Genomic DNA, 26,414 nt, shown 5'->3' on the forward strand with positions numbered 1-26,414 from the left:
TGAAATTTTCTAATTCAATACAAATAAATTACTTTTGCCTTAAAATTTAATTTCTTATGAAAAAAATATTAGTTTGTGGTGCTGGTGGATTTATTGGTGGTCATTTAGTAAACAAATTAAAATCATCTGGTTTTTGGGTTAGAGGTGTTGATTTAAAGGAAAACGAATACGGTAATAATAACTCGGACGAATTTATTTTAGGTGATTTAAGAGATCCTGTAGTTGCAAAAAAGGTTGTTGAAGGAATAGATGAAATCTATCAATTAGCAGCAGATATGGGTGGTGCAGGTTATATTTTTACCGGTGAACACGATGCTGATGTAATGAATAATTCTGCATTATGTAACCTAAATATTTTAGGTGCTGCTCAAAAGGCTGGGGTTAAAAAAATTTTTTACTCTTCTTCTGCTTGTATGTATCCCGAATATAATCAAATGGATCCAAATAATCCAAAATGTTCAGAAGACTCAGCTTATCCGGCGAATCCAGACAGCGAATATGGATGGGAAAAATTATTTAGTGAGCGTCTTTATCTTTCATACCATAGAAATTATGGAATAGATGTTCGAATCGCTCGTTTCCATAATATTTTTGGCCCACAAGGTACATGGTCAGGTGGTAAAGAGAAGGCACCTGCAGCAATGTGTAGAAAAGTAGCCGAAGCAAAAGATGGTGATTCTATCGAAGTTTGGGGTGATGGTAAACAAACCCGCTCTTTTTTATATATTGATGAGTGTATCGAAGCAATAAAACGATTAATGGACTCCAACTTTACAGGTCCAGTAAATATTGGTTCAGAAGAAATGATTTCAATTAATGATTTTGCTAATATGGCGATTTCTATCTCAGGAAAAAATTTGTCTATCAAAAATATTCCTGGACCAACAGGAGTTAGAGGAAGAAATTCAGACAACAAACTTCTTAAAGAAAAATTGAATTGGGAACCATCTATGACTTTGCTGGATGGTATGAAGCTTACTTTTGATTGGATTAATAGCCAAGTTAAAAAACACGAATCTGTTTTTTAATTCTTACATAGGGATATCATTTTACAATGTCTAAAATTATAGAGATGAACAGTTTAATTGTAAAAAGGTATCCCTATTTTATTTTACTTTTATTCAGTTTTCCTTTATTAAAAGAAAATTTATCCTCTTTTACTTTTTTAATTTTCGCTGTTTTAACTATAATAACTTCGTTTAGTTTTCCAGTTAAAGAAAAAAAAAACAAAAGCATATTTTATTTTACTATCCCGTTTTGGATAATTCTATTAGACGCTATTTTATATGGAAGATTAAAAGAAAGTAGTAATGCTATTAATCATGCTTTACTTTTTTTACTTTTCCCTTTAGTTTTTTACTTGTCGCCTGTTAGCTTATTTACTAAAGAAAATTTAGACCGTTGTTTTAATTTTCTCACATGGATATGTGTGGTATTGGGGATTTCCTATATCTTATTATTTATATTAAACAATCCCCTTTCAAGTTTAATAGAAACCAAATACAATAGCTCTTTGTTCCGAGATTTCGTTTATAGTGAAACGAAAATATTTAGTATACATCCTGCCTATTATACTTCGGTTGTTATTTTTTGTATGGTTTTCAAATTGAAAAAGTATACTTTTTGTCCAAAAAAAATCGATTTAATCATATTAGTGTTTTTATACATTATCACCTTTTTGTTACTTACCAAATTGAATATTGTTTTAATGAACGTGGTGTTGGGCTTATTCTTTTTATTTCATACTTCGATTTCACGTATAAATAAGTTAGTTTTTATAGTAATACTTGTCCTCTTCTTCATACTTTCTTTGATTTATGTTCCTGGACTATACATTCGTTTTGTTGAAATTTTTACAAGTTTTGGGATAAATCCAACCGGTGTAGCACACGATTCTACAAATATTCGTGTTGCTATTTATACTTGTGATTGGGAAATTATAAAAAATAATTTTTGGAAAGGTGTTGGTTTTTATGATATTCAAAATCAACTTTTGAATTGTTTTGAATCAAAATACCATTCTTCTTTTTATGAAAATCACAAATACTTATCTCACAACTATTTTCTATACATTCTTTTAGGTTCAGGATTTATTGGATTTATTGGGTTTCTATATTTCTGTTTCAAAGTAACACACTTTGCTCTAAAATTAAATTCATTTATTTTTTATGTATTTATTGTGAATACTTTTCTTATGTGTTGTATTGAAGATTATTTTTACAGACAAAACGGAATATACTTCTTTATGTTAATCCTTTTGAGTTATTTTAAATATTTTGAAAACTTAAAAGCTGAAAAACTAAAAAATATTTAAAGTCGTTTTTAGATTTTTTTTAAACTTTCTTCCCAATATTTAACCTCAACACCAAACACTTTTTTAATGTTTCTTTTATCCAAAACACTATAAGTTGGTCTTTTAGCTTGCGTTGGGAAACTTATTGATGGAATGGGCTCCAAATTAATCTTAATATTATTATATTCAAATATCTTTTTAGCAAAATCATACCAACTACTTTGGCCTTCGTTGGAGAAGTTGTAGATACCGAAGGTGTTTGGTGATGGGTGATGGGTAAAGGGTGATTGGATTATTCTAATCAACACTTCTGCTAAATCAACAGCATATGTTGGTGTTCCAATTTGGTCATTTACAACTGATAGTTTATCCCTTTCAGAAGCTAAACGTAGCATCGTTTTCATAAAATTATTCCCAAATTGAGAATATACCCAAGACGTTCGAATGATGAAATGCTTTTGCCAAGTTTCCTGAATCGCTTTTTCTCCGTCTAATTTGGTTTGTCCATAAACACAGGTTGGGTTAGGAAAATCATCTTCAGTATAAGGAGAATCTTTGGTTCCGTCAAACACAAAATCAGTTGAAATGTGAAGTAAAATAATGTCAAATTCTTTACAAACCTCAGCCAGATTTTTTGGACCAACCACATTGATTAAATGAGCTCTTTCGGGTTCGCTTTCTGCTTTATCAACGGCTGTGTAAGCAGCGGCATTAATACAAAAAGAGGGTTTAAATTGTTGAAATAGTTGTTTAATATTGTTTAAGTTGGTTATGTCCAAAATTGTTGAATCACAAAAAACAAAATGTATATCCGGATAATTCGGTGCAATAAATTGCAAAGCTTGACCCAACTGTCCGCCCGATCCCGTAACTAAAACTACCATACTTTTTTGGCGTTTTTTAGTGTGGGAAGAAAAGTATCTTTTTCGGAAATAATTAGTTTTTTTATCTCAAAATTCCAATCAATCCCAATGGTTAAATCATTATAAATGATTCCGCCTTCTGATGCTATATTGTAAAAATTATCACACTTATAAAAAATTGTTGCTGTTTCACTCAACACCAAAAACCCGTGTGCAAATCCTCTTGGAATAAAAAATTGAATTTGATTTTCAGCGGATAAAATCACAGCTTCATATTGGCCATACGTTTCTGAACCTGGACGAATATCAACCGCCACATCTAACACTTCTCCTTGTAAAACCCGAACTAATTTTGCTTGAGCATGTTCCCCGGTTTGATAATGTAATCCACGCAAAACTCCTTTCGTAGAAAAAGATTGATTATCTTGAACAAAACGTAGATTTTGACCGATTACATCTTGAAAAGTTCGTTCATTGAAACTTTCCATGAAAAAGCCTCGCTCATCATGGATAATTTTTGGCTCTATAACGAAACAACCTTTTAATTTGGTTTCAGAGAATTTCATAGTGATAATATGTCAATTGGACAATTCGTCAATGTGTCAATTTAAATTAATCCCATCAAATGCGTTCCATAACCACTTTTTAGTAATGGTTCTGCTATGCGTTTAAGTTGATTAGCATCTATAAACCCCATTTTATAAGCCGCTTCTTCAATGGCACCAATTTTCAAACCTTGTCGTTCTTCAATAACTTGAACAAATTGGCCAGCTTGAATAAGCGATTGAAATGTTCCAGTGTCCAACCAAGCTGTTCCTCTATCTAAAATACTGACTTTTAACTTTCCTCGATTCAAATATTCTTTATTGACATCGGTGATTTCTAGCTCACCTCTATGACTTGGTTTTATATTAGCCGCGATTTCTAAAACACTATTGTCATAAAAATAAATTCCTGGAACGGCATAATTTGATTTGGGTTGATTAGGTTTTTCTTCAATTGAAATCACTTTCCCATCCGCATCAAAATCGACAACTCCATAACGTTCTGGATCCTGCACATGATAAGCATAAATGATACCTCCATTTGGATTGTTATTAGCCTGAAGTAATTCGGCTAAACCGGTTCCGTAGAAAATATTATCGCCTAAAATCAAGGCTACTTTATCGTTACTCACAAATTCTTTACCGATTAAAAACGCTTCTGCTAATCCGTTAGGATGTTCTTGAACGGCATACTCAAATCGACAGCCTAATTTACTTCCATCTCCTAAAAGTTGACGAAATAAAGGTAAATCATGTGGAGTTGAAATAATTAGAATTTCATATATTCCGGCCCACATTAATGTGGACAAAGGATAATATATCATTGGCTTATCATAAATCGGCATCAACTGCTTACTCACTGCCAATGTTAACGGATGTAAACGCGTTCCTGATCCTCCGGCTAAAATTATTCCTTTCATAAAAAACTAATTGTTTTTTAAGGATTGTGTTTTATAAAATCGTATTAAACCTTTACCAATCAAAAACATAAAGAAGAAGAAGAGAGGTAATACAAATTTCATTTTTCCACTTGTTCCTTTAGTTTCTTTTTGGTTAATAATTACACTAATATCACGAACAACTTTATTCAAATTAACCAAATCTAAACGTAATGAGCCTTGTTCTCTAATCAATAAATCTTTTGTTTTAATAATTTCATTTAATTGAGTATTCTCATTAAAATAGACCAATTTGTCCCCTTGATTATTATTCATTTTGTTTTTAAACTGATTCAAAACACCATTTATTTGAGTGATAATAGAATCGTTTTCTTTCATTTTTACTTGAATATTTTGCACATATTCTTTTTGAATTTCTTTAAAATAGACAGAACTATTTAAAAAGTTCAGAATTGGTTCTACAGTATTTTCATTTGAAGATAATTTTGATGTAGAATATGATAGTGTATGAAAGGGATAATTTTTACTTGTCGTTTTTTCTTCAATAATTTTATCAATATTTCCATCTTCAGCCATTAATTTTAACAAATCAAAATTCTCTGTTTTATTATCTACGAATTTATACACATCAATAATCGGTTCAATTTTAATTTTTCCTAATTTTTTTGGCTCTTTAATACCTATTTCTTTTAAAAATAAGGTGTCGTTTTCATTAATTTTTGATTGAAGTAAATCAATTTGAGCATAAACATAATCTGTACTCCCAAAATTGGGCATAATAATCATTTGATGATTATACGTTTTCACTTTTTTGTCCAAATAAAATCCAATACCAGCTCCAATGATAAAAAAAGCCAATAGTATCAGGCTATTTCTTTTTAAAAACAATAAAAACTTGAAAATTCTAGTCAAAAAACCTTCATAAAATCCATTTATTTTATGAGCCAATTGCCCTAAGTCAATTTCTTGATTATCTGAATTTTGTTGTGTACTTGAACTCATAAAAATTAGTTAGTATTAAAAATTTGTTCTATTATTTTAATCGTGATTAAATACGTCGGCTTTACACCTGTTGTCCCTAAACCACCTGAAGCTAACGTGCTACCGGTTTCTAGAGGATTATCAGAAGCATAATAGGCATAACGCACTTTTACGTTTTCTGGTATGCTTTTTCTAATTTTAGAAGCGGATTGAATGGCTTTTTGATAATATGCTCCTTCCATTTCAAGTCCAATCACTCCCCACGTTGATTCATGGAAAAACTTCAATAAATCTTTGTTTTGCAACGAAGTTCCCAAAACTGTCACCATCGGACCGGCATACACCGGAATATCATTACCCATTAACATGGCTGCGGTTAACTCATTTTCAAACGGATAATTATCACCCGTGCCTTCGTTAATGTGTGCCGACGGAATCATGATATCGCCTTTTCCGCCTTGCAAAATTCCCGCTTTTCCCATAATGGAAACCGATTCTACATTTAAAAATGTTTGTTTCGCTTTACCTTCTTTATACGGTTTTAATAATTCATCGATGGTTTCATACGCCTGTTCGCCAAAAGCATAATCCATGACAATCAACACCGGTTTTTGACCCTTGAAAGTTGCTTTAGAAAAATTGGTTTTCGCAAAATCAATTTTTGCCGTATCAAAAACTTGAACGTCAATGTTTGTTCCTGAAGTATCTAGCAACGAAATCATACCATTTTTAAGAGCAAATTCTTCCACTTTATTGCGTAAATCATTTGCTCCTGATTTACTTAATTCTTCATAAATAAAGAAATCCGGTTTGTCTTTAAACTTAGTTTTTAAGACTTGTGTTGCAAAAATAGAATTCATAACACTGTGCATGTTGGCACTGATAATATGAATTGGTCTATCCAATAAATCATTTTCCTTCAACACGTCTTTTATTCGAGTAGCCCAAATTTCACCGTGAATATGATGACCTAATCGTTCTCTCAAAATCGGACTAAACGTTATGGTACGCTTGTTATTGTCAATTACTTCTTCAATGGCTAATTTCCCTAACCAATAAACAATGTGTAAAAAACGATCCGGTTTTTCAGTTGAGCCAAAAGCGTCATAAATATCTAAAATCTCTGAAAAACTTCTCCCTAAAACATTTGATGCGTGAGAAATAGCTTTTTCTTTATCAATTTGTGATAACTTTTTACTTTGTAAAACATAGTGTTCTACTTTTTTCCAATCGCGAGTGACTTCAAGTTGATTTTCGTCTAATAAAACTCTGTCTTTAATTTTATGTGACTCGATGAAAATAAACGTCAAATGCGTCAAAATATCATAAATATCCGAGCGTCCGCGTGTAATTTCAACATTCATTTGCTCTTCATCGATGCGGTAGCAATTACGTCTTCTTTTCGGTGGAACAATCGCTTGAAAATGTGATTTAGAATACCCTTCGTCTGATGTTAAATTGATGTAACGACATTCTTCAATTCCAACCGGAAGACGTTCAATCACATACAATAATCCATTTAATTCAACTTTTTCTTCAGCAATTGAACCATAAATTTCAGGTCGCAATTGCAATAAAGCTTCACGCAAAGTTTCACCCGAAACACCCATTGGTTTATAAAAACCCCGGTTGAACAAATGACGCATCGTGATATATAATCGTTCAATAGCTGCCGATGATTCTTGAGCTCTTGAACGGGATATGTTTTTAATTTCTTTCATTTATTTTTAATTTCTAACCCGCAAAGTTACGCTTTTTTAAATTGGTTGAGAAAATCAGCAATTTTTCTATCGTTACTCAACCGTGGCATTTTATTTTGTCCGCCCAATTTTCCAATGGATTTCATATATTCCTGAAAACCATTTTGTGCCACTTTTGTAATCACTAATGTTCTCAATACTTTTCCTTCTATTAAATCGTCATAATACGTGTTTTGTTTTCGCATAGCGTTGTCAATTTTTAGAGCAAAAACCTCCAAATTCTCGGGCTCTCCCGAGGCTTCGGGATCAAATTCAATCAACCATTCGTGATAAGGTAAACCGGATTCTGGAGTGATTTGAGGTGCAACGGTAAACTCATTTACTCGGATTGATGTTCCCTCCATCGCTTCTTTCAAGGCGTGTTCTACTTCTTTGCCAATCACGTGTTCCCCAAAAGCGGAAATAAAATGTTTGATTCGACCGGAAACAATCACGCGATGTGGTTTTAAAGAAGTAAACTGAACTGTATCGCCAATATTATACGCCCAAAGTCCGGCATTGGTTGAAATGATTAAAGCATAATTCACTCCCAATTCCACTTCGCCAATCGTATATCGTTTAGGATTTTCTGTAAAGAAATCTTCTGTCTTTATAAATTCATAAAACATTCCGGCATTCAACAAAAGCAACATTCCTTTTTCGTTTTGCTTGTCTTGATAGGCAAAAAATCCTTCCGAAGCCGGAAATAATTCAACCGAATCAACTTTTCGACCGATTAAATTTTCAAATTTGGCTCGGTACGGTTCAAAATTTACTCCACCATATACATACAAACTAAAATTTTTGAACAACTCGCCTACTTTTTTACCTGACTTTTCCTGTAATTTTTCAAAATACATTTGCACCCAGGCCGGAATTCCCGAAATCACCGTCATGTCTTCCTTAATTGTTTCATCTACAATGGCGTTTACTTTGGTTTCCCAATCGTCAATGCAATTGGTTTCCCAAGACGGCATTCGGTTTTTGAGTAAGTATTTCGGTACATAATGTGCTACAATTCCGGAAAGTCGCCCCAGTTTTATTCCATTTTTTTCTTCTAAAATGGGACTTCCTTGCAAAAAAATCATTTTTCCTTTCACAAAATCAGCATTTCCGGTTTCATGAATATAGCTCAACAATGCATTTCGAGCGGCTTGAATATGAAACGGAATCGATTCTTTAGTAAGTGGAATATATTTTGCTCCAGAAGTTGTTCCCGACGTTTTAGCAAAATAAATAGGTTTTCCTTTCCACAAAATATCGGATTTGCCTTCTACAACCAAATCAACATAAGGGCGTAACGCTTCATAATCGCGAACCGGAACTTTCTCTGCAAAATCTTGAAACGTGTTGATTTGGTCAAAATGATGGTCTTTTCCAAATTTTGTTTTGGAAGCTTCTTTAATCAGATTTTTAAAAACTTTTTGCTGTGTTTCAACTGGTTTTGACGACCATTTTTCGGTTTCTTTTGCTACTTTTTTAGCAAATAATTTAGCGGCTAATACTTTAATTCGCATCGTTATTCAAAATCTATAAATTGAGTTGGATCAATCGCAAAACCATCTTTCCAAAGTTCAAAATGCAAATGAATTCCGGTAGATTCTTTTCCGGTAGAACCAGCTAAACCAATTACTTCACCGGTTCGTACCACATCGCCTTGAGCTTTTGTTAAACTAGCCGCATGTTTATAAACCGATAAAATAGCATCACGGTGTTTAATGATAATTACGTTACCGGTTGTCGGAGTCCATTCTGCAAAAACAACGGTTCCGTTAGCAACCGATTTGATAGGCGTATCTTTTGCTAAAGCAATATCTACAGCATAATGCTTTTTGGCCGCACTGTATTTCTCTGTAATGTGTCCTCGAACAGGAGGAAACATTACTAGACTTACTTTTGATTGGGCTTTTTCAAAAAGATTGTATTTATCTTCTAAAGCAACTTGTTCTCTCAACGTCATTTCAGCTTCAGAAGGTGTGAGCGTATGTTTTGCTACATCTTGATTTTCAGTATTCAAAAGTGAATCTTTATTCAATTTTGCATATTCTAAATCACCGGTTAATATTTTTTTGATGGATTGAAGGTATAATTCATTTTTCTTCACTTCAAGAGCCAAAGAGTCAGATTTAACAGCTAGAATTGTGGCGTCTTTTTTTAATTTATTAGAAGCATAACCCGGAATAAATTCCCGTAAAGGAGTAAAAGCAATAATATAAGTAGTGATAGAAATCAACAAAATAGCAGAAATAGTTGCTACCACAAACACGTTCATCAGGTTTAGTTTCAAAGAAAATTTTTCTTCAAATGTTTCCTCGTTTAAAATGATTAACCTGCTTTTGGTGAATAATTTCTTTTTTAATTGTTGCCTTTTAAATCGCTTTTCAGACATTCTTTTGAATTTATTACAAATATAGAAATTTAGCCCGCTTGAAATACAATTTTGCCATTCAACTACCAAATTTTAACCTGATAAACGAATAAAAACGTTAAGAATTGTCTATAAGCGAAACAAATACGATATTTTCTTTTTACCTTTGTGGAATCAATTTTAGAAATCATGAATTTTTTAGCAATATTTTTAGGCGTTATTGGTCCTTGGCAAATCGGGTTAATTGTAGTGGTGGTTTTATTACTTTTTGGAGGTAAAAAAATTCCTGAATTAATGAAAGGTTTAGGAAGTGGTATCAAAGAATTTAAAAACGCAGCCAAAGACGACCAACCGGCCACTAAAAAAGAAGAAGAAAAAAAGGAATAATTTTTTTTCCTTTACACGAAAAATCCAAACACGAATTTTGAATTTGTGTTTGGATTTTTTTATTGAAGTTTAATGACTTCGTTGATGATTTTTTGTTTGCAGGTTTCCCAGTTGAAATCCTGATACATTTTTGGAGATAATTGCTCATTTGCATCTTCAAAATAAGACAAGCTTTTTAACACCATAAATATGGAACCATCTATATATTTTTGATTATAGAAAGTTAACATTTCAGCCAATGTATATTGATTCATTAAAAAATATAAATCTATAAAATCTTTCTTTGAACCGCGACCTGCAATGGCATTTAATTTCATAGCAGAAATGTCTTCTGAGGTTAACATTCTAATAGAATCTATTTCAACTGGATTGGAGAGCAAAGGATATTTATAATTTACAAAATCAACTTTAATTCCGTTAACCTTTGTAATTAGTACATTTTTAGAACTTTGAGTAACAATTACTTCTCCAAAATTTTTTAATATTTCTATAAAATGATCTTGTTTAATTTCACAATCGCCAAACAAATCAATATCAATAGAATTTCTGTGTCCTATTTGTAATGCTAAAGCCGTTCCACCAACTAAAAAATAATCTCTAAATAGCGGTTCGGCCATTATCTTTTTTAAGAGTTCCAATATGTCGGGAACAACTGTTTGTGTTTGTAGCATCTAAATTCCTTTTTGTCAATTTGAAATATTGTAGCCAAAAATGATAAAGTAACCGCATCTAAACTTCTCAAATTAAGTGAAACTTCTTTAATTGTTTCTAAACCATATACTTCTTTCAATAAGTTCCAATCGTTCATTATGCCATACTCCAGTACTTTTTGAATGAGATGAGATTTGTGTTTTTGAAAGTCAAAATCAGCTAAATCCACATCCCAAAAAAGATGTTGCGAAAAATCGTCTATAGTAATTGGCTTTTTCATTGTAACAAAGATAATTATTTTTACAGAACCATCGTCAACTGAATCCGTTTCCTTATTTCATCTACCTCAACGACTTTTACTTGATTGAATTAATTTTATAATTAAAAAAGTATCGCTAAATTTTTAGTGTTAAAGCAACATAAACAAGATAGTTTTTTTATTTTTGGTTGAAAATCAACTTATCATGAAAAAAAATTTGCTTTTTTTAAGTTTATTATTTGCTTTTACATATAGTTGTTTTGCTCAAAACCCTGGTGATGTAGCACAAAATTTTGGTTCAGCACCACAATTTAATGGTGCTATCTACGTAATAACAACACAACCCGATGGTAAAATTTTGGTAGGTGGTAATTTTACTATGTATAACGGAGCAACTGCAATTAGAATCATTCGTTTGAATATAGATGGCACCATAGATACTTCATTTAACACCGGAACAGGATTTGAAGGCACACAATCTCACGCCGTTATTCATACAATTGTAACATTACCTGATGGTAAAATTCTAGTAGGAGGCAGTTTTATTACTTATAATGGAGTGATTGAAAAATATATCATTCGTTTGAATTCCGATGGTTCTAAAGACGACTCCTTTAATTCAGGTACTGGGTTTAATGGTTCCGTTTTCAAAATTGCATTACAATCTGATGGTAAAATTTTGGTAGGAGGATTTTTTACTAGTTACAACAGTGAAACTGGAAACAATGGAATCATTCGTTTGAATGCTGATGGAACCAAAGACGACACGTTTACACCAGGAGGAATATTAATTAATAACTCGGTTTATTCAATCGAAACACAAAATGATGGTAAAATTTTAGTAGGAGGTTATTTTACTTCATTCAACGGATCAACTGAAAACAGCATCATTCGTTTGAATGCCGATGGTACTAAAGACACTTCCTTTAACCCAGGAGCCGGATTTAATAATACGGTTAATACAATCACAATTCAAACCGATGGTAAAATTCTGGTAGGAGGTTATTTTACTTCTTTCAACGGAGAAACTGAAAATAGAATCATTCGATTGAATGCTGATGGCAGCAAAGACACTTCCTTTAACTCAGGAACCGGATTTAATAATACAGTTAATACAATCACAACCCAACCTGATGGTACAATTCTGGTAGGGGGTAGTTTTACTTCTTTTAAAGGAGCAACTGAAAACAGAATCATTCGTTTGAATGCGAATGGCAATAAAGATACATCTTTTAACGTGGGAATAGGATTTAATAGCGTTGTTATGTCAATATCCATAAAATCCGATGGTAAAATTCTGGTAGGCGGTAATTTCACCTCTTTCAACGGAGCAATTATTAATAGAATTATTAATTTGAATACCAATGGTGCCAAAAACGCTTCTTTCAACACAGAAATAGGATTTAAAGGAGGCGTTTTTACAATCGCAACACAAACCGATGGGAAAATTCTGGTTGGTGGTGGTTTTACTGCTTACAAAGAAAAAACAGAAAACAAAATCATTCGTTTGAATACTGATGGCACCAAAGATAATTCATTTAACACAGGAACCGGATTTGGTCCTATTAATACCAATAATGATATTTTAAGTGTTTCAGAAATTGTAACCCAACCTGAAGGTAAGATTCTAGTTGGAGGTTATTTTACTGTTTACAAAGGAGCAACAGAAAACAGAATCATTCGTTTGAATGCGGATGGTAGTAAAGACACTTCCTTTAACGCTGGAACAGGGTTTAATGGTACTTCTAGTAATGTTGGTGTTAGGACAATGGTAATCCAACCTGATGGTAAAATTCTGGTAGGAGGAAATTTTAAAAATTATAACGGGTTGACAGAAAACGGAATTATTCGTTTAAATGCGGATGGTAGCAAAGACACTTCCTTTAACACAGGTACAGGATTTGAAGGTTCACCAAGTTTTGATGGTGTTAATGTAATTGTAATACAACCTGATGGTAAGATTTTAGTAGGAGGGTTTTTTGGATATTACAACGGAGAATTTATAGGTAAAATCATTCGTTTGAATGCAGATGGTACCAAAGACGCTTCGTTTAACACAGGTGCATTAATAGACGGCTCTGTTAATTCAATCGCCACACAAAATGATGGTAAAATTTTGGTTGGAGGAAGTTTTTATTCTTTTAACGGAGAAACTGTAAACAGAATCATTCGTTTGAATGCTGATGGCACCAAAGATAATTCATTTAACACCGGAATTGGATTTAATAGTTCAGTTCACTCAATTTCATTACAATATGATGGAAAAATTCTATTAGGAGGTAATTTTACTAGTTACGACGGAGCAACTGAAAACAGTATTATTCGTTTGAATAATGATGGTAGCATAGACACTTCTTTTATGACAGGAATAGGATTTAATGGTGGTATTAGTACAATCGTAATACAACCCGATGGCAAAATTCTTTTAGGAGGTGATTTTACTACATATAAAGGGAGTAATGCATCCGCTTCTTTAATCGCTTTGCATACAGAACAAAGTTTAAGGACTACCAGCTTTGATAATGCAAATACACTTGTTATTTATCCTAACCCTGTAGATGAAGTGTTGCATATTCAATCAACTAATTTTAGAACAATTAATGCTGTAAAAATATATGACTTACAAGGAAAACTGGTTAAAGAAGCTACAAATGAAACAATTAATGTAAGTAGTTTAGCTGAAGGATTATATATTGTAAAAGTAGAAACAGAAGAAGGAGAATTTTCAAAGAAATTTATCAAAAAATAACTTCTTCTTGTTTAAAACATAAATCCTAAATTTTGCCTAGTTGAAATTTGGGATTTTTTTATAGAATCATCGTCAACTGAATCCGTTTCCTCACCTCATCTACCTCAACGACTTTTACTTGAACGTGTTGGTGTAATTTTACCACTTCATTCACATCCGAGACAAAACCGGCTTTGAGTTGTGAAATATGAACCAAGCCACTTTCTTTTAATCCAATATCTACAAAACAGCCAAAAGCCGTGATGTTGTTGACAATTCCGGGCAAAATCATACCTGTTCTTAAGTCTGACATTTTTTTCACATTCGGGTCAAATTCAAAAACTTTGGCCGATGTTCTGGGGTCGAGTCCGGGTTTTTCGAGTTCTTTTAAAATGTCTTTGATTCCTAAAATTCCAATGGTTTCATTGGTATAATTTTCGGGTTTTATCAACCCAATTTTTTCTTTACTTCCGATTAAATCAGATAGCGAAATTTTCAAATCTTTCGCCATTTTTTCCACAAGTGCATACGCTTCCGGATGAACTGCCGAATTATCCAACGGATTTTTTCCGTTTTGAATACGAATAAAAGCCGCAGCTTGTTGAAACGCTTTTTCGCCTAATCGAGGAACTTTTTTCAATTGTTTTCGGTCTTCAAACGGTCCGTTTTCGGAACGAAAAGCCACAATGTTTTCGGCCATTTTTTCACCAATTCCGGAAACATAACTCAACAGCGATTTACTGGCGGTATTCAAGTTGACACCCACAGAATTCACACAACGAACGACAACCGTATCTAGTTCTTCCTTCAACTTCGTTTGATCCACATCGTGCTGGTATTGCCCCACTCCGATGGATTTGGCATCAATTTTTACCAACTCCGCCAACGGATCGGCCAATCGTCTTCCAATGGAAACTGAACCGCGAACGGTGACATCATAATTCGGAAATTCATCTCTTGCTATTTTTGAGGCAGAATAAACCGATGCTCCGGCTTCGGAAACCACAAAAACCTGAACAGGCTTATCGAATGCAATTTTCTTAATGAAAAATTCAGTTTCTCGACTAGCTGTTCCGTTACCAATGGAAATAGCTTCAATATTGTATGCGTTTACCATCGAACGAATTTTCTTCATCGCCATGGCATTTTCATTTTGTGGCGGATGCGGATAAATGGTTTCATTGTACAACAAATCGCCTTTTTCATCCAAGCAAACCACTTTACAACCCGAACGATAACCCGGATCGATAGCCATAATTCGCTTTTCACCCAAAGGCGGAGCTAACAAAAGCTGACTCAAATTTTGGGCAAAAACATCAATGGCTTTTGCATCCGCTTTGGTTTTAAACTCCTGAAGTGTTTCGTTGGAAATAGCCGGTTCGAGCAATCGTTTATAACTATCTTTTATGGCTAATTTCAGTTGATGTGCCGTTTCTTTGTTATTTTTAATCGTATTATTTTCGATGAATTCCAGAGCTTCTTCTCCCGAACCTTCGGGATCGATTTCGATATTCATTTTTACAAAACCTTCGGCTTCGGCACGCAACATGGCCAATAATCTGTGCGATGGCGTTTTTGAAAGTGGCTCAGCCCATTCGAAATATTGATTGAATTTTTGTGCCGCTTCTTCGTCTTTTTTACTTTTCACAACTTTAGTAGAAACAATCGCTTTTCGTTGAAATAATCGTCGGAGAGTTTTACGGATAAACGTATTTTCATTTATCCATTCGGCAATAATGTCTCTTGCTCCTTGCAACGCTTCGTCTTCATTGGCAACTTGATCATTCAGATATTTTGAAGCAATAATTTCAATAGCATCGCTGTTTTGAGCCATGATGATTTTGGCTAAAGGTTCCAAACCTTTTTCGCGAGCTACATCGGCTTTGGTTTTTTTCTTTTTTTTGTATGGAAGATAAAAATCTTCTATTTCTTGTAAATCGAACGAATTTTCAATTTTCAACTTTAATTCCGCCGACAATTGTCCTTGCTCATCAATCGCTTTTAAAATGGATTCTTTTCGTTTAACGATTTCTTCAAATTGTTTGTTGAGTTTGAAAATTTGTTCGATTTGTACTTCATCTAAATTGCCGGTTTGATCTTTTCGGTATCGTGAAATGAAAGGAATAGTGCAGTCTTCATTTAATAAGTTAATAGTGTTTTCAATTCCATTAGTGGGAAGTTGTGTGGCAGTTTGAATATATTGGATGTTGTTCATTTTTATTTTTTAAATAAGTCTATATAATCTTTAAAAGTGTAAATTTTTCCTCTTTGTCCACCGGTTACTTCTTTAATTATTTCTAATTCTTCTAATAAAGCAATTAAATTATAAGAGGGTCTTGCTGATTTTCCGGTAATTATGCTCACTTTTTGTGCATCAATTATGGGTTTAGTATATAAATAATCCATCACTTTATATGCATCACCGCTTCGACTTCCTATGTTTTTCAACTTGCTGTCAATAATTTTTTGCAATTGTAAAATAGCATCAAAAGTATGTACTCCGCTCTGAGCAGTTTCTATCACGCCTGTTAAAAAAAACTTGAGCCATTGATTAATATCATTGTGTGTTCTGGCACGCATCAAATTATCATAATACAACTGACGATTTCGTTCAAAAAAATCAGATAAATATAAAATTGGCTGTTTTAAAATTCCTTTGTTTACCAAATATAAAGTAATTATTAGTCTTCCAACCCTACCATTACCATCTAAAAATGGGTGAATGGTTTCAAATTGATAATGAATCAATGCAATTTTAATCAAATCTGGTAAAGGATTTAATTCATCGTTTGCAAATTTTTCAATATCCGACATTAATTCTGCAATAGAATTATGAATCGGTGGTATAAAAACAGCATCGCTTATACTTGCTCCTCCAATCCAGTTTTGACTAGTTCTAAATTCGCCCGGCATTTTATGCTCTCCTCTTACTCCCTGTAACAAAATTTTATGCGTTTGCTTAATTAAGCGTGAAGAAAACGGTATTGTGTGCAACATTTTAACTGCTTCATTCATGGCAGCAATATAATTTTGCACTTCTTCCCAATCGTTTCTTTTTTCGGAACTAATTTCTTCTTTAGACAAAAATGCTTCTTCAATTTTGGTTTGTGTTCCTTCTATTTTAGAGGATTGAATGGCTTCTTTAGCAATATGCATTTGAATAAACAAGTTAATATTTACATACTCAGAATACATATCTAACCGCCCGAGTTGTCTATCTGCTTTACTTAATAATTGTAAAACACTCATATCATTAACTTCCCAATCTCTATTGATAAAACTTGGTTGAAAACTTTTATAATAGCCTTGATTAATTATTTGACCCGATGAAAAATGTTGCATAAAAAAGTAAAATTAAAACATCTGTTATTATACAAATATACAAAAAAGTAAAATAGCAACTGTATTTATTTTACTTTTTTACAAAAAAGTAAAATAACAATGCGTGTTGATATACTTTTACACTATAAAATCTAAATAATTTTGTTTGTTAATTACTTCAAAAGTTGCTTCCGGATAAGCTTTTGCAAAAGCAATTGGAATTTTAGATTTCTTATTTTCACTCCATTTGAATTCAAAAGCATTTATCGTTTCAGCTTCGGTTTCTAGCCAATCTAATTCTTGTTGGTCATAGGTTCGCCAAAAATAATTATGTTTTGACATTTTTTGATAGGCTTGTTTTTTCATTCGTTCAGAAGCGAGATAATTTTCCCATAAATCGCCAACATCTGTTCGGTTATTCAACGAAGTAAAATTATTAATAATGGCATTTCGGATACCATTATCATAAAAATACCAACGGCTTGATTTGGTTATTTCTTTGCGAAGATTTCTTGAAAAACCTTCTACTTTGAACAAAATAAACACTTTAGACAACAAATCTAAATAACGTTCTACCGTGTTTTTAGACATTTGCAATTGATTTCCTAACTCTTGCAACGAAACTTCTTTGCCAATTTGAAATGCAATCAATCGCAGTAAATCATAAATTTTATCTGCGTTCTTAATACCTTCAAAAATTAAAATATCTTTCAACAGATAAGCATTCACTATTTCTTTTAAATAATCTTTTTTTTCATCCCATGATTCATAATGAGTCAACTCAGGATAGCCGCCATAAAGTAATCGGGTTTCTAAATTTTCAGTAGTTTGTTTATAATTTTCAAACTGTAAAAACTCTAATTGTGCCAACGGAAATAAATACAATGTGCTTTTTCTTCCTACCAATGGTTCACCTAATTTATTGGCTAAATCAAACATAGACGAACCGGTTGCAATGACTTTTATTCCATCTATGGTATCTACTATGAATTTCAAAATCAGACCAATATCTGTAATATTCTGAGCTTCATCGATAACTAATAGGGAAATATTTTGCAATAATTTTGAATAGTTAGCCAAACTTCTCTCTTCCAACAAACGAGCGTCGTTTACGTCTTCTCCATTTAGTTGAAGTACTTTTTCATCTGCATTTTCTAAATATTTTTTTATCAGTTGCGTTTTGCCTACGCGTCTTGCTCCCAATAAAATTAATACTTTATTCGGTTTTAATTTGGATTGAAAATCAGCTAACACAGCTCTTTTATAATAATTCATTTTCAAAATTGAATTAGCATTGAAAGAACAAAGATAGTAAAAAAATGTAAATTCCGTCAGTTTGTTGACGGAATTTAGCTAAATTGAGTCAGTTTATTGACGGGATTAACGAAAATATATAAATATCAAACAATATAAAATGAATTTAATCCATTAATTCATTGACGTTTACCTCTAATACAGAAGCTATTTTGTTTATGGTTACTAAATTTAACTTCACTTTTCCATTTTCCAGTTTGGCATAATGACTTTGGGAACAACCAATCTGTTCTGCCACAAATTCTTGTGTAAGGTTTTTATCGTTTCTGAGTTGACGAATTTTTTGTAAGGTTTTAGAAGACATAGCATTGCATTAAAACATGAATAACTGTTTTAGGCTAATTTGTTTTGGGTTTTACAAAAGTAGAAAAAAAAAAAATGATTCCTACAAATTTTAAGTGTTAATTTTAGTCAGATTCTGACTAGGTTTATTGTTTTTAACTCCTTATATTTGGAATTATCAAGTTAATAATCAAATTTTTAAGGGTTTAAAAGGACTAACCACCCACTTGTGACACAATACAAAAAATGCCTTTCTAGTTTTTTGTAAGTACTTTTTAGAAACAAATTGTTGACTATTGAAGTTTGTTGAGCAACAATTTGAACGACCAAACAAACACAAAAAAGCAGCCTTACTTTTTTATATGTTTTCGACGACATAGTAAGACTGCAATTAATTTAATTAATGCAAATTTATGAAAAATTTTAAAAATTACCTCCTACTGATTTTTGCCGTTTTTTTTGTTGCTTGTGCCTCAGAAGAAGAAATAACATCAACAACGAGTAAAATGCCAGAGGCGGCAAAAACCCCTGAAATGACAAATTTCAGGAACTCAATGATTGAATGGTTAAAAATTAAAAACTCACCCAGTTTTAAAATAAATGTTAACGCTGAAAAAGAAGAAAAAACCAAAAATGATATCTTATTAGAGAATGCAGAGCTACTTCTAATAGCAAATGGATTAGAATCAGCTGTTGAAGCGTCAAAAAAAAGAGACGATAATGCCTCTATCATTACAATGGCATTGCAACTTTATGCTGAAAAAACCAAAATTGTAACCTCTAACTAAACAAAGACATGAAAAAAATCATTTTACTTTTAGCCTTCTTTTTAAGCATCACTACTTTTGCTCAAAAAACAGTATATATTTTTAATTTTTCCAGCTATAACGTTCAGGTTGGAGAAATTCAAACAAGATCAACCGCTACTTCCTCTTATCCTAGATTTAGAACTAATTATTCAGGAGGAATTATCAATGTTCCGTCAGGTACTACCTATACATTAGAAAACCCAAATGTAAATTATTTTCCGTTTTATTCTCCCACAAGTGTGCCTTATATTAATGCTTGGCAAAGACAATTTACTGCCGGTGCTACTTGGGCTAATTTTCTAAGTACTAACTTAAATAATGCTTTGGCTTTACCACAAAGATTTAATTTTATTAAGTTTCAAGTTGGTCCTAATGGCTCGCTTGGCGGTGGTAATTTATCTTTTGATGGTAATAATGGCCCTGTATTTTTAGATGGAATTGGTTGGGAAGCTTCTTATGAAGAAAATGGAATGACAGTTGGCGGTGGCATAATAGTTATTTATGATAATTAATTTAAATTTCTCCCCAAATGATTAACATCATTTGGGGGTTTAAACTCTATTAAAATGAAAACAATACTTAAATCTATTTTTTTTTTACTTCCTTACTTTCTTTACTCTCAACCTAATTACCTAAAAACATGGGCAACTTATTTCGGGGATGAGAGTATGAAAATAATAGATAGTGAAATGGATAGCCAAGGAAATATCTATTTTGTGGGTGGAGTTCTTATAAATACTAATGGTCAATTTAATTTAGCTACACCTAATGCATTTCAAACAACCTATGGTGGAGGTCAATTTGATGGTTTTTTGTCTAAATTCAATCAAGAAGGAAATTTACTTTGGGCAACCTATTTAGGTGGCAATGGCATTGATTATATTGAGGCAATATCTATTGATAAATATGATAATATTTATTGCATTGGTTCTACAAATAGCACTCAAAACATTTCTACACCCAATGCTTATCAAACACAAATGCAAAATGCATCTTCATCTTTTATCACAAAATTTAATCCAGATGGGAATATTATGTGGAGTACTTATTATGGTGGAAATAACGTCGTATTTAATACCTCAGATATTGGTTTAAGAAATATATATAAATCAATTGTTAATGATCAATTTAACCATTTTTATGTAGCTTTTGATACAACAAACACAAACTTAGCAACAGCTGGTGTATTTCAAGAAGTTAAAAATGATGCTCCATCTGTTATAGCAAAATTTACAGATACTGGAAACCCTATTTGGGCAACATATTATGGAACAAACGCCTCTTTAATAAAATCAATAGATGTAGGCCAATCAGGAATTTATGTTAGCGGAAGATCAGTAGATTGTCCACCTAATTTTACTCCTAATACTTATTTTGCAACACCTAATTGCCATCAACCTTCTCCAGGAAGTTGTAGTGATACCTTTATTTCAAAATTCTCTTTTAATGGACAACGAATATGGAGTACTTATTATGGAGGAACTGCTACTGAACATCTAAACAATAATGGATTAAAATGTGATAATGGTTATGTATATTTTTGTGGCCAAACATCAAGTAACACAAACATCGCAACCCCTAATTCTTTTCAACCCACAAGAAATTCATTGACTAACTATTTAGTAAAGTTTACTGAAAATGGGGAACGAGTATGGGGAACTTATGTTGGAGAAAACCCTACAGATCCAAATGGTAGCAATGCTTTTCCATGTAGTGTTATGATATTTAACAACAATGTTTATTTGTTTGGTGACACTCAACTTCAAAGTAATATAAGTACTTTAAATTCTATTCAACCTAATAAAAACAGTAACTACGATGGCTTTATAGTGAAATTTAAACCCGATGGGCAAAGAGATTGGGGTAGTTATTTTGGGGGCAATTTAAATGACCAAATTTTGAATGTACTCTTTAAAAATGATAGCTTTTTTTTTCTTGGTAGAACCCAAAGTCAATCCGGTATTACTACTTCTGGTGCTCTACAACCTAATTTTTTATATAACAACAGTCCTTGGACCACCTTATCAATTGACAATACGTTCATTGCTCGTTTTGATCCTAATCCTTTGTCATTGAACGATGCCGTTATTGCTGATGTAAATTTATACCCAAACCCTAACAATGGTTCTTTTTCGATTTCATCATTTGACAAAATAGAAACGGTAGAAATAGTTGATATGTTGGGTAAACTTGTTTTTAAAAATAAAAATAATTCAAATGAATACAATATAAATGGGATTTCAAAAGGGCTTTATTTGGTAAAAGTTACATTTGATAATGATAAAGTCATGATAAAGAAAATGATAGTGAAGTAGATTTAACGTTGAAAAAAAATATCTTCATAATACTACTTTTATCCCTCACTTCCTGTAAAATAAACGGAAGTTTTCAGGGACTTTACAGTTACTATCATTCAACAAAAAAAGCGAAACCATCGTTAATTGAAAAATATGATGCGGCGAAAGCATGTCGATTTGAAAACCCAAAAAAAGTAATTGTTATACATCATGAGGATATAAAAAATTGCTTGAAACAATACCCTAAGTCGCTCATCTATATTTGGAAACCAAAATGTAAAAGTGAATTTTGTTACGCTTTGAATATTGTACAAAATAGATGTTTACAAAATAATATCGAATTATTTGTAGTAGCGGAATATTATGATGCTGCATTAATGGATACTGATTATCTTCTAAAAAAACCGTTATTTGGAATTGATGTTGAATTCTACAACACCAATCTAACTGAAAAATACATGAATTTATTTGTTTCAGGGATAACGTCAAATCAATCAATAGAGGGAAGTTTTATTTATTTTATTGATGGAAAATATGAAAAATCATTTAAAAAAATAAATGAAATAGACGAATTATAATTCTAATCCTGCACAATAAAATCCTTCGGATCAACCTTCTGAAATTCCGGTTGAATATTCACGTGATTGATGTTGAATTTATCATAAAGCACTTCTTCAATCTCCTGCAATAAATCGTTGAATTCACTCATTTTGATGTCGGCAGCACAATCGAGATGAGCTTCTAAATGCAGTTCTTCTTCGTTTAAATGCCAAACGTGAATGTGGTGCAACTTCCCAACCCCTTTGATTTGATGTACCTCGCGAACAATTTCTTTAATGTCGATGGTATCCGGTGTAAACAACATCAACATTTTGGTGGATTTTATAAACAAATCAAAACCAACCACAATGAGGTACAAAGCAATTAGCAAGGTCATCACACTATCTACCCAATAAATTTGATAATACTTCATCAACAAACCACCGGTTAAAACCGCCACAGAAGCCATCATATCGGTTAACAAATGCAGATAAGCCGATTTCATATTCAAGTTATGAGCGGCATCTTTACGAAGTAATAATACTGAAAATCCGTTAACAGCAATTCCTAAAAGAGCCAACCAAATCACTAGGTTAGATTCAATTGGTTCGGGCTGCATCAACTTTAAAATCGCGTGATAAATCAATATAAACGCCACAATAATTAAGGTGGAAGCATTGATAAACGCTGCAATTAATTCCGCTCTTTTATAACCAAATGTATGACTGATGGACGCTTTTCGTCGGGATAATTTGTGTGCCACCAAACTAAAAATCAGTGAAAGCACATCTGAAAAATTGTGTAACGCATCCGAAATTAAGGCCAAACTACCGGAAACAATTCCGCCAATTACCTGAGCAATAGTAATAACCGTATTGAGTAAAATGGAAAGAATCAGATTTTTTCCAGTTACGTTGTGTTTGTGGATTTTAGGGTTGGTGGACATTTAGTTTTTTATTTTTTAAAACCATTAAGAAATTAAGTGTCATTAAGAAACTAAAACTTAATGACACTTAATTTCTTAATGGTTTAAATTGTTAGGAACAACTTATTTTATTCACTCGATTTTGATGTCTTCCGCCTTCGAAATCCGTTTTCAAAAACGTATCCACCATTTCCACCGCTTGCGGAATCGAAGTAAATCGAGCCGGAATACTAATAATATTGGCATCGTTATGTTGTCTGGCCAAAGCAGCAATTTCTTTGGTCCAACACAAAGCTGCTCTTATGCCTTGGTGCTTGTTGACAGTCATGGCGATTCCGTTTCCGCTGCCGCAAATAACGATGCCTAAATCGGCTTTTCCGGTTTCGACATCGGTGGCAACAGGATGACCAAAATCGGGATAATCCACGCTATCAGTAGTATTGGTGCCGTGATTGATGACTTCGTGCCCTTGTTTTTCTAAAAAATCAACGATGGCTTTTTTATAGTCCGGGCCGGCGTGATCGTTTCCAATTGAAATTTTCATGTGTTGTTGTGTTGTTATTTTTATCTTTACAAAAATAATCAAATTCAATCAGGTTAGGATGAAATTTAACGGTCAGGTTTGTTCGTTTGATAAGAATGATTTGTATTGGGAATTACATATCCCGATTCCTCCTGCTGTTTTTGAAAAATTAAGCTATGAAGCACAAGACAAACGCGTGGTTTGCACATTAAACGGAACTTTCTCTTTTCATTGTGCAATGTTGCCAAAAAGTACTTTTCACTATATTTTATTGAATAAAGCCATCTGCAAAAAACTGAATTTACATTTGAATGATGATGTTGAAGTGGAATTAGTGAAAGACGAAAGTAAATACGGTATGCCACTTTCTGAAGAAATGGAAGAAGTACTTTTCAGCGACCCAGATGGGAGCGATTTATTTCACCAACTCACACCCGGAAAACAGCGAACGTTGATTCATGTGGTCAATAAATACAAAAGCTCGCAACTTCGAATTGAAAAATCGTTTGTTATTTTAGAGCATTTGAAAAACAGAAAAGGTGTTTTGGACTTTAAAGGGTTGAATGAGGATTTTAAGAATTTTAAGAGTAGATTTTAGTCTTTGACACGGATTTCACGAATTAGCACAAATTTTATAAATTTACTTAATTCGTGGAATTAGTGAAATTCGTGGCAAAAAATAACCTCCCCCCAACCCCCTCCAAAGGAGGGGGAGACGAGACGGTGAAATAGTTGCTCAATTTGATGTTTTTAAAATAAACTTAATAAGTAGCTTTGTGAAATTCAAAATCTGTGTGAATTCGTGAAATCTGTGTCAAAAAAATACGATTACATCATCCTTGGTTCAGGTTTATCCGGTTTGCTTTCGGCATATCGGATGGCAAATGATGCCTGGTTTGATGATAAATCGATATTAATTATTGATAAAGAAATCAAAAACCAAAACGATCGAACCTGGTGTTTTTGGGAAGAACCTAACGGCGAATTTGATTCCATCCTATCCAAAACTTGGGAAAAAGCATTTATAGGAAATCAGGATTTTCAACAATCTTTTCCAATGAAACCGTATTTGTATAAAATGATTCGAAGTCGTGATTTTTATCAATTGGTGTTCGATACTATTTCGGCTAAATCCAATTTTACTTTTATAAATGATGAAATTTTAAATTGGAAAACGATTGGAAATTCTGTTGAAATACAAGGAAAAAATCAATCCTATTCCGGTCATTTTTTATTGAATAGTTTTTTCGATGTCAATCCGCTTCTCAACCAAACCAACTATCCTTATTTAAAACAACATTTCATTGGTTGGTTCATCAAAACGAAAGCGGAAATTTTTGATGATTCAGAAGTAAAATTCATGGATTTTACGATTGAACAAAACGGAAACACTCGTTTTATGTATGTTTTGCCGACTTCAAAAACCGAAGCTTTGTTTGAATATACTTTGTTTTCTGAAGATGTATTAGAAAAAGTTGAATACGAAAAAGCCATTCAAAATTATCTTGAAAATCTCGGTATCACTGATTATGAAATTGTTGAAAAAGAAGCCGGAAACATTCCGATGACGTGTTTTCCTTTTCACAAACAAAACTCACAAAGGGTTTTATTCATCGGAACGGCAGGTGGTTGGACAAAAGCCAGCACCGGTTTTACGTTTTTCAACAGTAAAAAACAATCGGAAAAATTGGTGGAATTTCTAAAAACCAATCAAAACCTAACCCAATTTCATCAAAAAAATAGATACTGGTTGTATGATTTAATTTTGTTGGAAGTTTTACATCAAAATAATGAATTGGGAGCTCAACTTTTTGGAACACTTTTTCAAAAAAATTCCATTCAAAATATCTTTACATTTTTAAACGAAGAAGGAACTATTTTCTCTGATTTAAAAGTGATGTTAACGTTACCAAAATGGGTTTTTATTAAAGCTACTTTTCGGGCTTTGAGGAAGTTGGTGTGACCGTTGTCGGTTATCCGTTGTGTAAACGGTTGACAGACAACGGATAACCTATAACAGACAACTGTAATAAACGTTAAATCTTTCCATTGTTAACAGCATTTCATAATCGCTTGATATTCAGATAACATTAAATTAACATGGGTTGTTAATAAATTCGGATAGAATTTTAGAAGTATTTTGATGAAGTAAAGAAATTTTTTCTAATCAAAAATTGAAATGAATAAATCAACTTTAGTTTTGATTTTTTACTTTAAAATTATCAACTTTTTCAACTCGGTTTTCAACAGTTTTTCACAATAAACTTATTCATACTTTTAATTAAAAATTGTATATTAACAACTGTTAATAAAAACTAAAAAAATGGTCATTTTCAAGTTTTTAAATTCTCAAAAAGGTGTTGATAATTTTGTAAAACTAATTGAAACCGCATTTCAAATTATTTCTCAAAAAAGTTTTTCTACAAATTAACACGCTATAATAACCATCATAAAATTAAAATTAATTTAAAATTTCTTTTTGATGTTTTTAAAGAATGTTGAAAACTATTTAGATTTTAAGGTAATGGGTGAAGGGTAATTGGTAAAAGGTTTTAAGCTTTCTTAAATTTTAAAATATTTTTACATCGAGTCAAGAAAATCAGTAGAAATCCGCGTTTAGCAAAGCTAATCTGTCCCGATAGTAATCGGGATCAGCGTTCCTTTTATTTTAAAAGATTTCTCAAATTTTA

At 32.4% G+C, this 26,414-nt stretch carries 25 protein-coding genes; 10 read left to right on the plus strand and 15 right to left on the minus strand.

The genetic code is table 11. The features are described from left to right. Positions 1-56: 56 nt before the first annotated feature. Together H601_RS0100990 and H601_RS16575 are read left to right on the plus strand one after the other, a co-directional pair. On the plus strand, positions 57-1,028 hold the full coding sequence (locus H601_RS0100990) for an NAD-dependent epimerase/dehydratase family protein (RefSeq protein WP_026709783.1): 972 nt from the start codon (positions 57-59) through the stop codon (positions 1,026-1,028). Between the two features lie 578 nt (positions 1,029-1,606). Further along, positions 1,607-2,314 (plus strand): O-antigen ligase family protein, encoded by a 708-nt coding sequence (locus H601_RS16575; protein WP_169628240.1) that lies wholly within the window; start codon positions 1,607-1,609, stop codon positions 2,312-2,314. 8 nt (positions 2,315-2,322) lie between these two features. Here the strand turns inward: H601_RS16575 and rfbD are convergent, their stop codons facing one another. The 7 genes from rfbD to H601_RS0101030 are packed head-to-tail and all read right to left on the minus strand — an operon-like array spanning position 2,323 to position 9,709. Next, positions 2,323-3,177, minus strand: a complete 855-nt coding sequence (gene rfbD / locus H601_RS0101000; protein WP_026709785.1) for a dTDP-4-dehydrorhamnose reductase — start codon at positions 3,175-3,177, stop codon at positions 2,323-2,325. Then, positions 3,171-3,722: a dTDP-4-dehydrorhamnose 3,5-epimerase gene (gene rfbC, locus H601_RS0101005; protein ID WP_026709786.1), complete on the minus strand. Its 552-nt coding sequence runs from the start codon at positions 3,720-3,722 to the stop codon at positions 3,171-3,173. The genes rfbD and rfbC overlap by 7 nt, the downstream gene beginning before the upstream one ends. 41 nt (positions 3,723-3,763) lie before the next feature. Next, positions 3,764-4,621, minus strand: a complete 858-nt coding sequence (gene rfbA, locus H601_RS0101010) for a glucose-1-phosphate thymidylyltransferase RfbA (RefSeq protein ID WP_026709787.1) — start codon at positions 4,619-4,621, stop codon at positions 3,764-3,766. Positions 4,622-4,627: 6 nt separating this feature from the next. Beyond that, entirely contained in the window at positions 4,628-5,602 is a 975-nt protein-coding gene (locus H601_RS0101015; protein WP_026709788.1) for a hypothetical protein, read from the minus strand. Positions 5,603-5,607: 5 nt separating this feature from the next. Beyond that, positions 5,608-7,302: a DUF6909 family protein gene (locus H601_RS0101020; RefSeq protein WP_026709789.1), complete on the minus strand. Its 1,695-nt coding sequence runs from the start codon at positions 7,300-7,302 to the stop codon at positions 5,608-5,610. A 26-nt stretch (positions 7,303-7,328) separates the two neighbouring features. Then, positions 7,329-8,837, minus strand: coding sequence for a GH3 auxin-responsive promoter family protein (locus H601_RS0101025; protein ID WP_026709790.1), 1,509 nt, complete (start codon positions 8,835-8,837; stop codon positions 7,329-7,331). 2 nt (positions 8,838-8,839) lie between these two features. Beyond that, positions 8,840-9,709: a M23 family metallopeptidase gene (locus H601_RS0101030; RefSeq protein WP_026709791.1), complete on the minus strand. Its 870-nt coding sequence runs from the start codon at positions 9,707-9,709 to the stop codon at positions 8,840-8,842. Positions 9,710-9,877: 168 nt separating this feature from the next. Here H601_RS0101030 and tatA point away from each other — a divergent pair, with 168 nt between their 5' ends. Next, positions 9,878-10,075, plus strand: a complete 198-nt coding sequence (gene tatA, locus H601_RS0101035; RefSeq protein WP_026709792.1) for a twin-arginine translocase TatA/TatE family subunit — start codon at positions 9,878-9,880, stop codon at positions 10,073-10,075. Positions 10,076-10,134: 59 nt separating this feature from the next. On the opposite strand, the gene H601_RS0101040 is transcribed toward tatA, so the two are convergent. Both H601_RS0101040 and H601_RS0101045 read right to left on the minus strand, forming a co-directional pair. Then, a complete protein-coding gene (locus H601_RS0101040; protein WP_026709793.1) occupies positions 10,135-10,746 on the minus strand; it encodes a nucleotidyl transferase AbiEii/AbiGii toxin family protein in 612 nt (203 codons plus the stop codon). Next, the gene (locus tag H601_RS0101045; RefSeq protein ID WP_026709794.1) at positions 10,701-11,006 is read right to left on the minus strand and encodes a DUF6922 domain-containing protein; all 306 of its coding nucleotides are present in this window, start codon (positions 11,004-11,006) and stop codon (positions 10,701-10,703) included. Before H601_RS0101045 ends, H601_RS0101040 begins: the two co-directional genes overlap by 46 nt. A 184-nt stretch (positions 11,007-11,190) precedes the next feature. Here H601_RS0101045 and H601_RS14950 point away from each other — a divergent pair, with 184 nt between their 5' ends. Next, positions 11,191-13,734, plus strand: coding sequence for a T9SS type A sorting domain-containing protein (locus tag H601_RS14950; RefSeq protein ID WP_051220613.1), 2,544 nt, complete (start codon positions 11,191-11,193; stop codon positions 13,732-13,734). Positions 13,735-13,792: 58 nt separating this feature from the next. On the opposite strand, the gene H601_RS0101055 is transcribed toward H601_RS14950, so the two are convergent. From H601_RS0101055 to H601_RS14955, 4 genes are all read right to left on the minus strand, one after another. Further along, positions 13,793-15,928: a Tex family protein gene (locus tag H601_RS0101055; RefSeq protein WP_026709795.1), complete on the minus strand. Its 2,136-nt coding sequence runs from the start codon at positions 15,926-15,928 to the stop codon at positions 13,793-13,795. 2 nt (positions 15,929-15,930) lie between these two features. Further along, on the minus strand, positions 15,931-17,055 hold the full coding sequence (locus H601_RS0101060) for a Fic family protein (RefSeq protein ID WP_026709796.1): 1,125 nt from the start codon (positions 17,053-17,055) through the stop codon (positions 15,931-15,933). Between the two features lie 117 nt (positions 17,056-17,172). Then, positions 17,173-18,309 carry an ATP-binding protein gene (locus H601_RS0101065; protein ID WP_051220614.1) on the minus strand — a complete coding sequence of 379 codons (1,137 nt, stop codon included), beginning with the start codon at positions 18,307-18,309 and terminating at the stop codon, positions 17,173-17,175. 145 nt (positions 18,310-18,454) lie between these two features. Continuing rightward, entirely contained in the window at positions 18,455-18,652 is a 198-nt protein-coding gene (locus H601_RS14955) for a helix-turn-helix domain-containing protein (protein ID WP_051220615.1), read from the minus strand. Positions 18,653-19,043: 391 nt separating this feature from the next. On the opposite strand from H601_RS14955, the gene H601_RS0101075 reads away from it, so the two are divergent. Genes H601_RS0101075 through H601_RS0101090 form a run of 4 tightly spaced genes read left to right on the plus strand, consistent with a single transcriptional unit; the run spans position 19,044 to position 22,314 of the window. Next, entirely contained in the window at positions 19,044-19,418 is a 375-nt protein-coding gene (locus tag H601_RS0101075; protein WP_026709798.1) for a hypothetical protein, read from the plus strand. A gap of 8 nt (positions 19,419-19,426) precedes the next feature. Beyond that, on the plus strand, positions 19,427-19,951 hold the full coding sequence (locus H601_RS0101080; RefSeq protein WP_026709799.1) for a hypothetical protein: 525 nt from the start codon (positions 19,427-19,429) through the stop codon (positions 19,949-19,951). A gap of 54 nt (positions 19,952-20,005) precedes the next feature. Beyond that, positions 20,006-21,754, plus strand: a complete 1,749-nt coding sequence (locus tag H601_RS0101085) for a T9SS type A sorting domain-containing protein (RefSeq protein ID WP_026709800.1) — start codon at positions 20,006-20,008, stop codon at positions 21,752-21,754. An 8-nt stretch (positions 21,755-21,762) separates the two neighbouring features. Continuing rightward, entirely contained in the window at positions 21,763-22,314 is a 552-nt protein-coding gene (locus H601_RS0101090) for a hypothetical protein (RefSeq protein ID WP_026709801.1), read from the plus strand. Positions 22,315-22,316: 2 nt separating this feature from the next. Here the strand turns inward: H601_RS0101090 and H601_RS0101095 are convergent, their stop codons facing one another. Together H601_RS0101095 and rpiB are read right to left on the minus strand one after the other, a co-directional pair. Continuing rightward, positions 22,317-23,222: a cation diffusion facilitator family transporter gene (locus H601_RS0101095; RefSeq protein ID WP_026709802.1), complete on the minus strand. Its 906-nt coding sequence runs from the start codon at positions 23,220-23,222 to the stop codon at positions 22,317-22,319. A gap of 91 nt (positions 23,223-23,313) precedes the next feature. Then, a complete protein-coding gene (rpiB, locus tag H601_RS0101100; protein ID WP_026709803.1) occupies positions 23,314-23,745 on the minus strand; it encodes a ribose 5-phosphate isomerase B in 432 nt (143 codons plus the stop codon). 58 nt (positions 23,746-23,803) lie between these two features. Between rpiB and H601_RS14960 the strand changes: the two genes are divergently transcribed. Together H601_RS14960 and H601_RS0101110 are read left to right on the plus strand one after the other, a co-directional pair. Continuing rightward, the gene (locus H601_RS14960) at positions 23,804-24,322 is read left to right on the plus strand and encodes a DUF1905 domain-containing protein (RefSeq protein WP_051220616.1); all 519 of its coding nucleotides are present in this window, start codon (positions 23,804-23,806) and stop codon (positions 24,320-24,322) included. A 213-nt stretch (positions 24,323-24,535) separates the two neighbouring features. Beyond that, positions 24,536-25,687 carry a lycopene cyclase family protein gene (locus tag H601_RS0101110; protein ID WP_245571590.1) on the plus strand — a complete coding sequence of 384 codons (1,152 nt, stop codon included), beginning with the start codon at positions 24,536-24,538 and terminating at the stop codon, positions 25,685-25,687. The last annotated feature ends 727 nt before the right edge of the window (positions 25,688-26,414 follow it).

Source organism: Flavobacterium filum DSM 17961 (assembly GCF_000425465.1).
In the GTDB taxonomy this organism is placed as follows: domain Bacteria; phylum Bacteroidota; class Bacteroidia; order Flavobacteriales; family Flavobacteriaceae; genus Flavobacterium; species Flavobacterium filum.

Excerpts from the sequence above, each read along its gene's own strand:
- H601_RS0101015 (WP_026709788.1), bottom strand. The coding sequence starts at position 5,602 with ATGAGTTCAAGTACACAACAAAATTCAGATAATCAAGAAATTGACTTA.
- H601_RS14960 (WP_051220616.1), top strand. The coding sequence starts at position 23,804 with ATGAAATTTAACGGTCAGGTTTGTTCGTTTGATAAGAATGATTTGTAT.
- H601_RS0101080 (WP_026709799.1), top strand. The coding sequence starts at position 19,427 with ATGAAAAAAATCATTTTACTTTTAGCCTTCTTTTTAAGCATCACTACT.
- rfbD (WP_026709785.1), bottom strand. The coding sequence starts at position 3,177 with ATGGTAGTTTTAGTTACGGGATCGGGCGGACAGTTGGGTCAAGCTTTG.
- H601_RS0101095 (WP_026709802.1), bottom strand. The coding sequence starts at position 23,222 with ATGTCCACCAACCCTAAAATCCACAAACACAACGTAACTGGAAAAAAT.
- H601_RS0101045 (WP_026709794.1), bottom strand. The coding sequence starts at position 11,006 with ATGAAAAAGCCAATTACTATAGACGATTTTTCGCAACATCTTTTTTGG.
- H601_RS14955 (WP_051220615.1), bottom strand. The coding sequence starts at position 18,652 with ATGTCTTCTAAAACCTTACAAAAAATTCGTCAACTCAGAAACGATAAA.
- H601_RS0101060 (WP_026709796.1), bottom strand. The coding sequence starts at position 17,055 with ATGCAACATTTTTCATCGGGTCAAATAATTAATCAAGGCTATTATAAA.
- H601_RS0101055 (WP_026709795.1), bottom strand. The coding sequence starts at position 15,928 with ATGAACAACATCCAATATATTCAAACTGCCACACAACTTCCCACTAAT.
- rfbA (WP_026709787.1), bottom strand. The coding sequence starts at position 4,621 with ATGAAAGGAATAATTTTAGCCGGAGGATCAGGAACGCGTTTACATCCG.
- rfbC (WP_026709786.1), bottom strand. The coding sequence starts at position 3,722 with ATGAAATTCTCTGAAACCAAATTAAAAGGTTGTTTCGTTATAGAGCCA.
- H601_RS0101030 (WP_026709791.1), bottom strand. The coding sequence starts at position 9,709 with ATGTCTGAAAAGCGATTTAAAAGGCAACAATTAAAAAAGAAATTATTC.
- tatA (WP_026709792.1), top strand. The coding sequence starts at position 9,878 with ATGAATTTTTTAGCAATATTTTTAGGCGTTATTGGTCCTTGGCAAATC.
- H601_RS0101020 (WP_026709789.1), bottom strand. The coding sequence starts at position 7,302 with ATGAAAGAAATTAAAAACATATCCCGTTCAAGAGCTCAAGAATCATCG.
- H601_RS0101075 (WP_026709798.1), top strand. The coding sequence starts at position 19,044 with ATGAAAAATTTTAAAAATTACCTCCTACTGATTTTTGCCGTTTTTTTT.
- rpiB (WP_026709803.1), bottom strand. The coding sequence starts at position 23,745 with ATGAAAATTTCAATTGGAAACGATCACGCCGGCCCGGACTATAAAAAA.
- H601_RS0101040 (WP_026709793.1), bottom strand. The coding sequence starts at position 10,746 with ATGCTACAAACACAAACAGTTGTTCCCGACATATTGGAACTCTTAAAA.
- H601_RS0101025 (WP_026709790.1), bottom strand. The coding sequence starts at position 8,837 with ATGCGAATTAAAGTATTAGCCGCTAAATTATTTGCTAAAAAAGTAGCA.
- H601_RS0101085 (WP_026709800.1), top strand. The coding sequence starts at position 20,006 with ATGAAAACAATACTTAAATCTATTTTTTTTTTACTTCCTTACTTTCTT.
- H601_RS0101065 (WP_051220614.1), bottom strand. The coding sequence starts at position 18,309 with ATGAATTATTATAAAAGAGCTGTGTTAGCTGATTTTCAATCCAAATTA.
- H601_RS14950 (WP_051220613.1), top strand. The coding sequence starts at position 11,191 with ATGAAAAAAAATTTGCTTTTTTTAAGTTTATTATTTGCTTTTACATAT.
- H601_RS0100990 (WP_026709783.1), top strand. The coding sequence starts at position 57 with ATGAAAAAAATATTAGTTTGTGGTGCTGGTGGATTTATTGGTGGTCAT.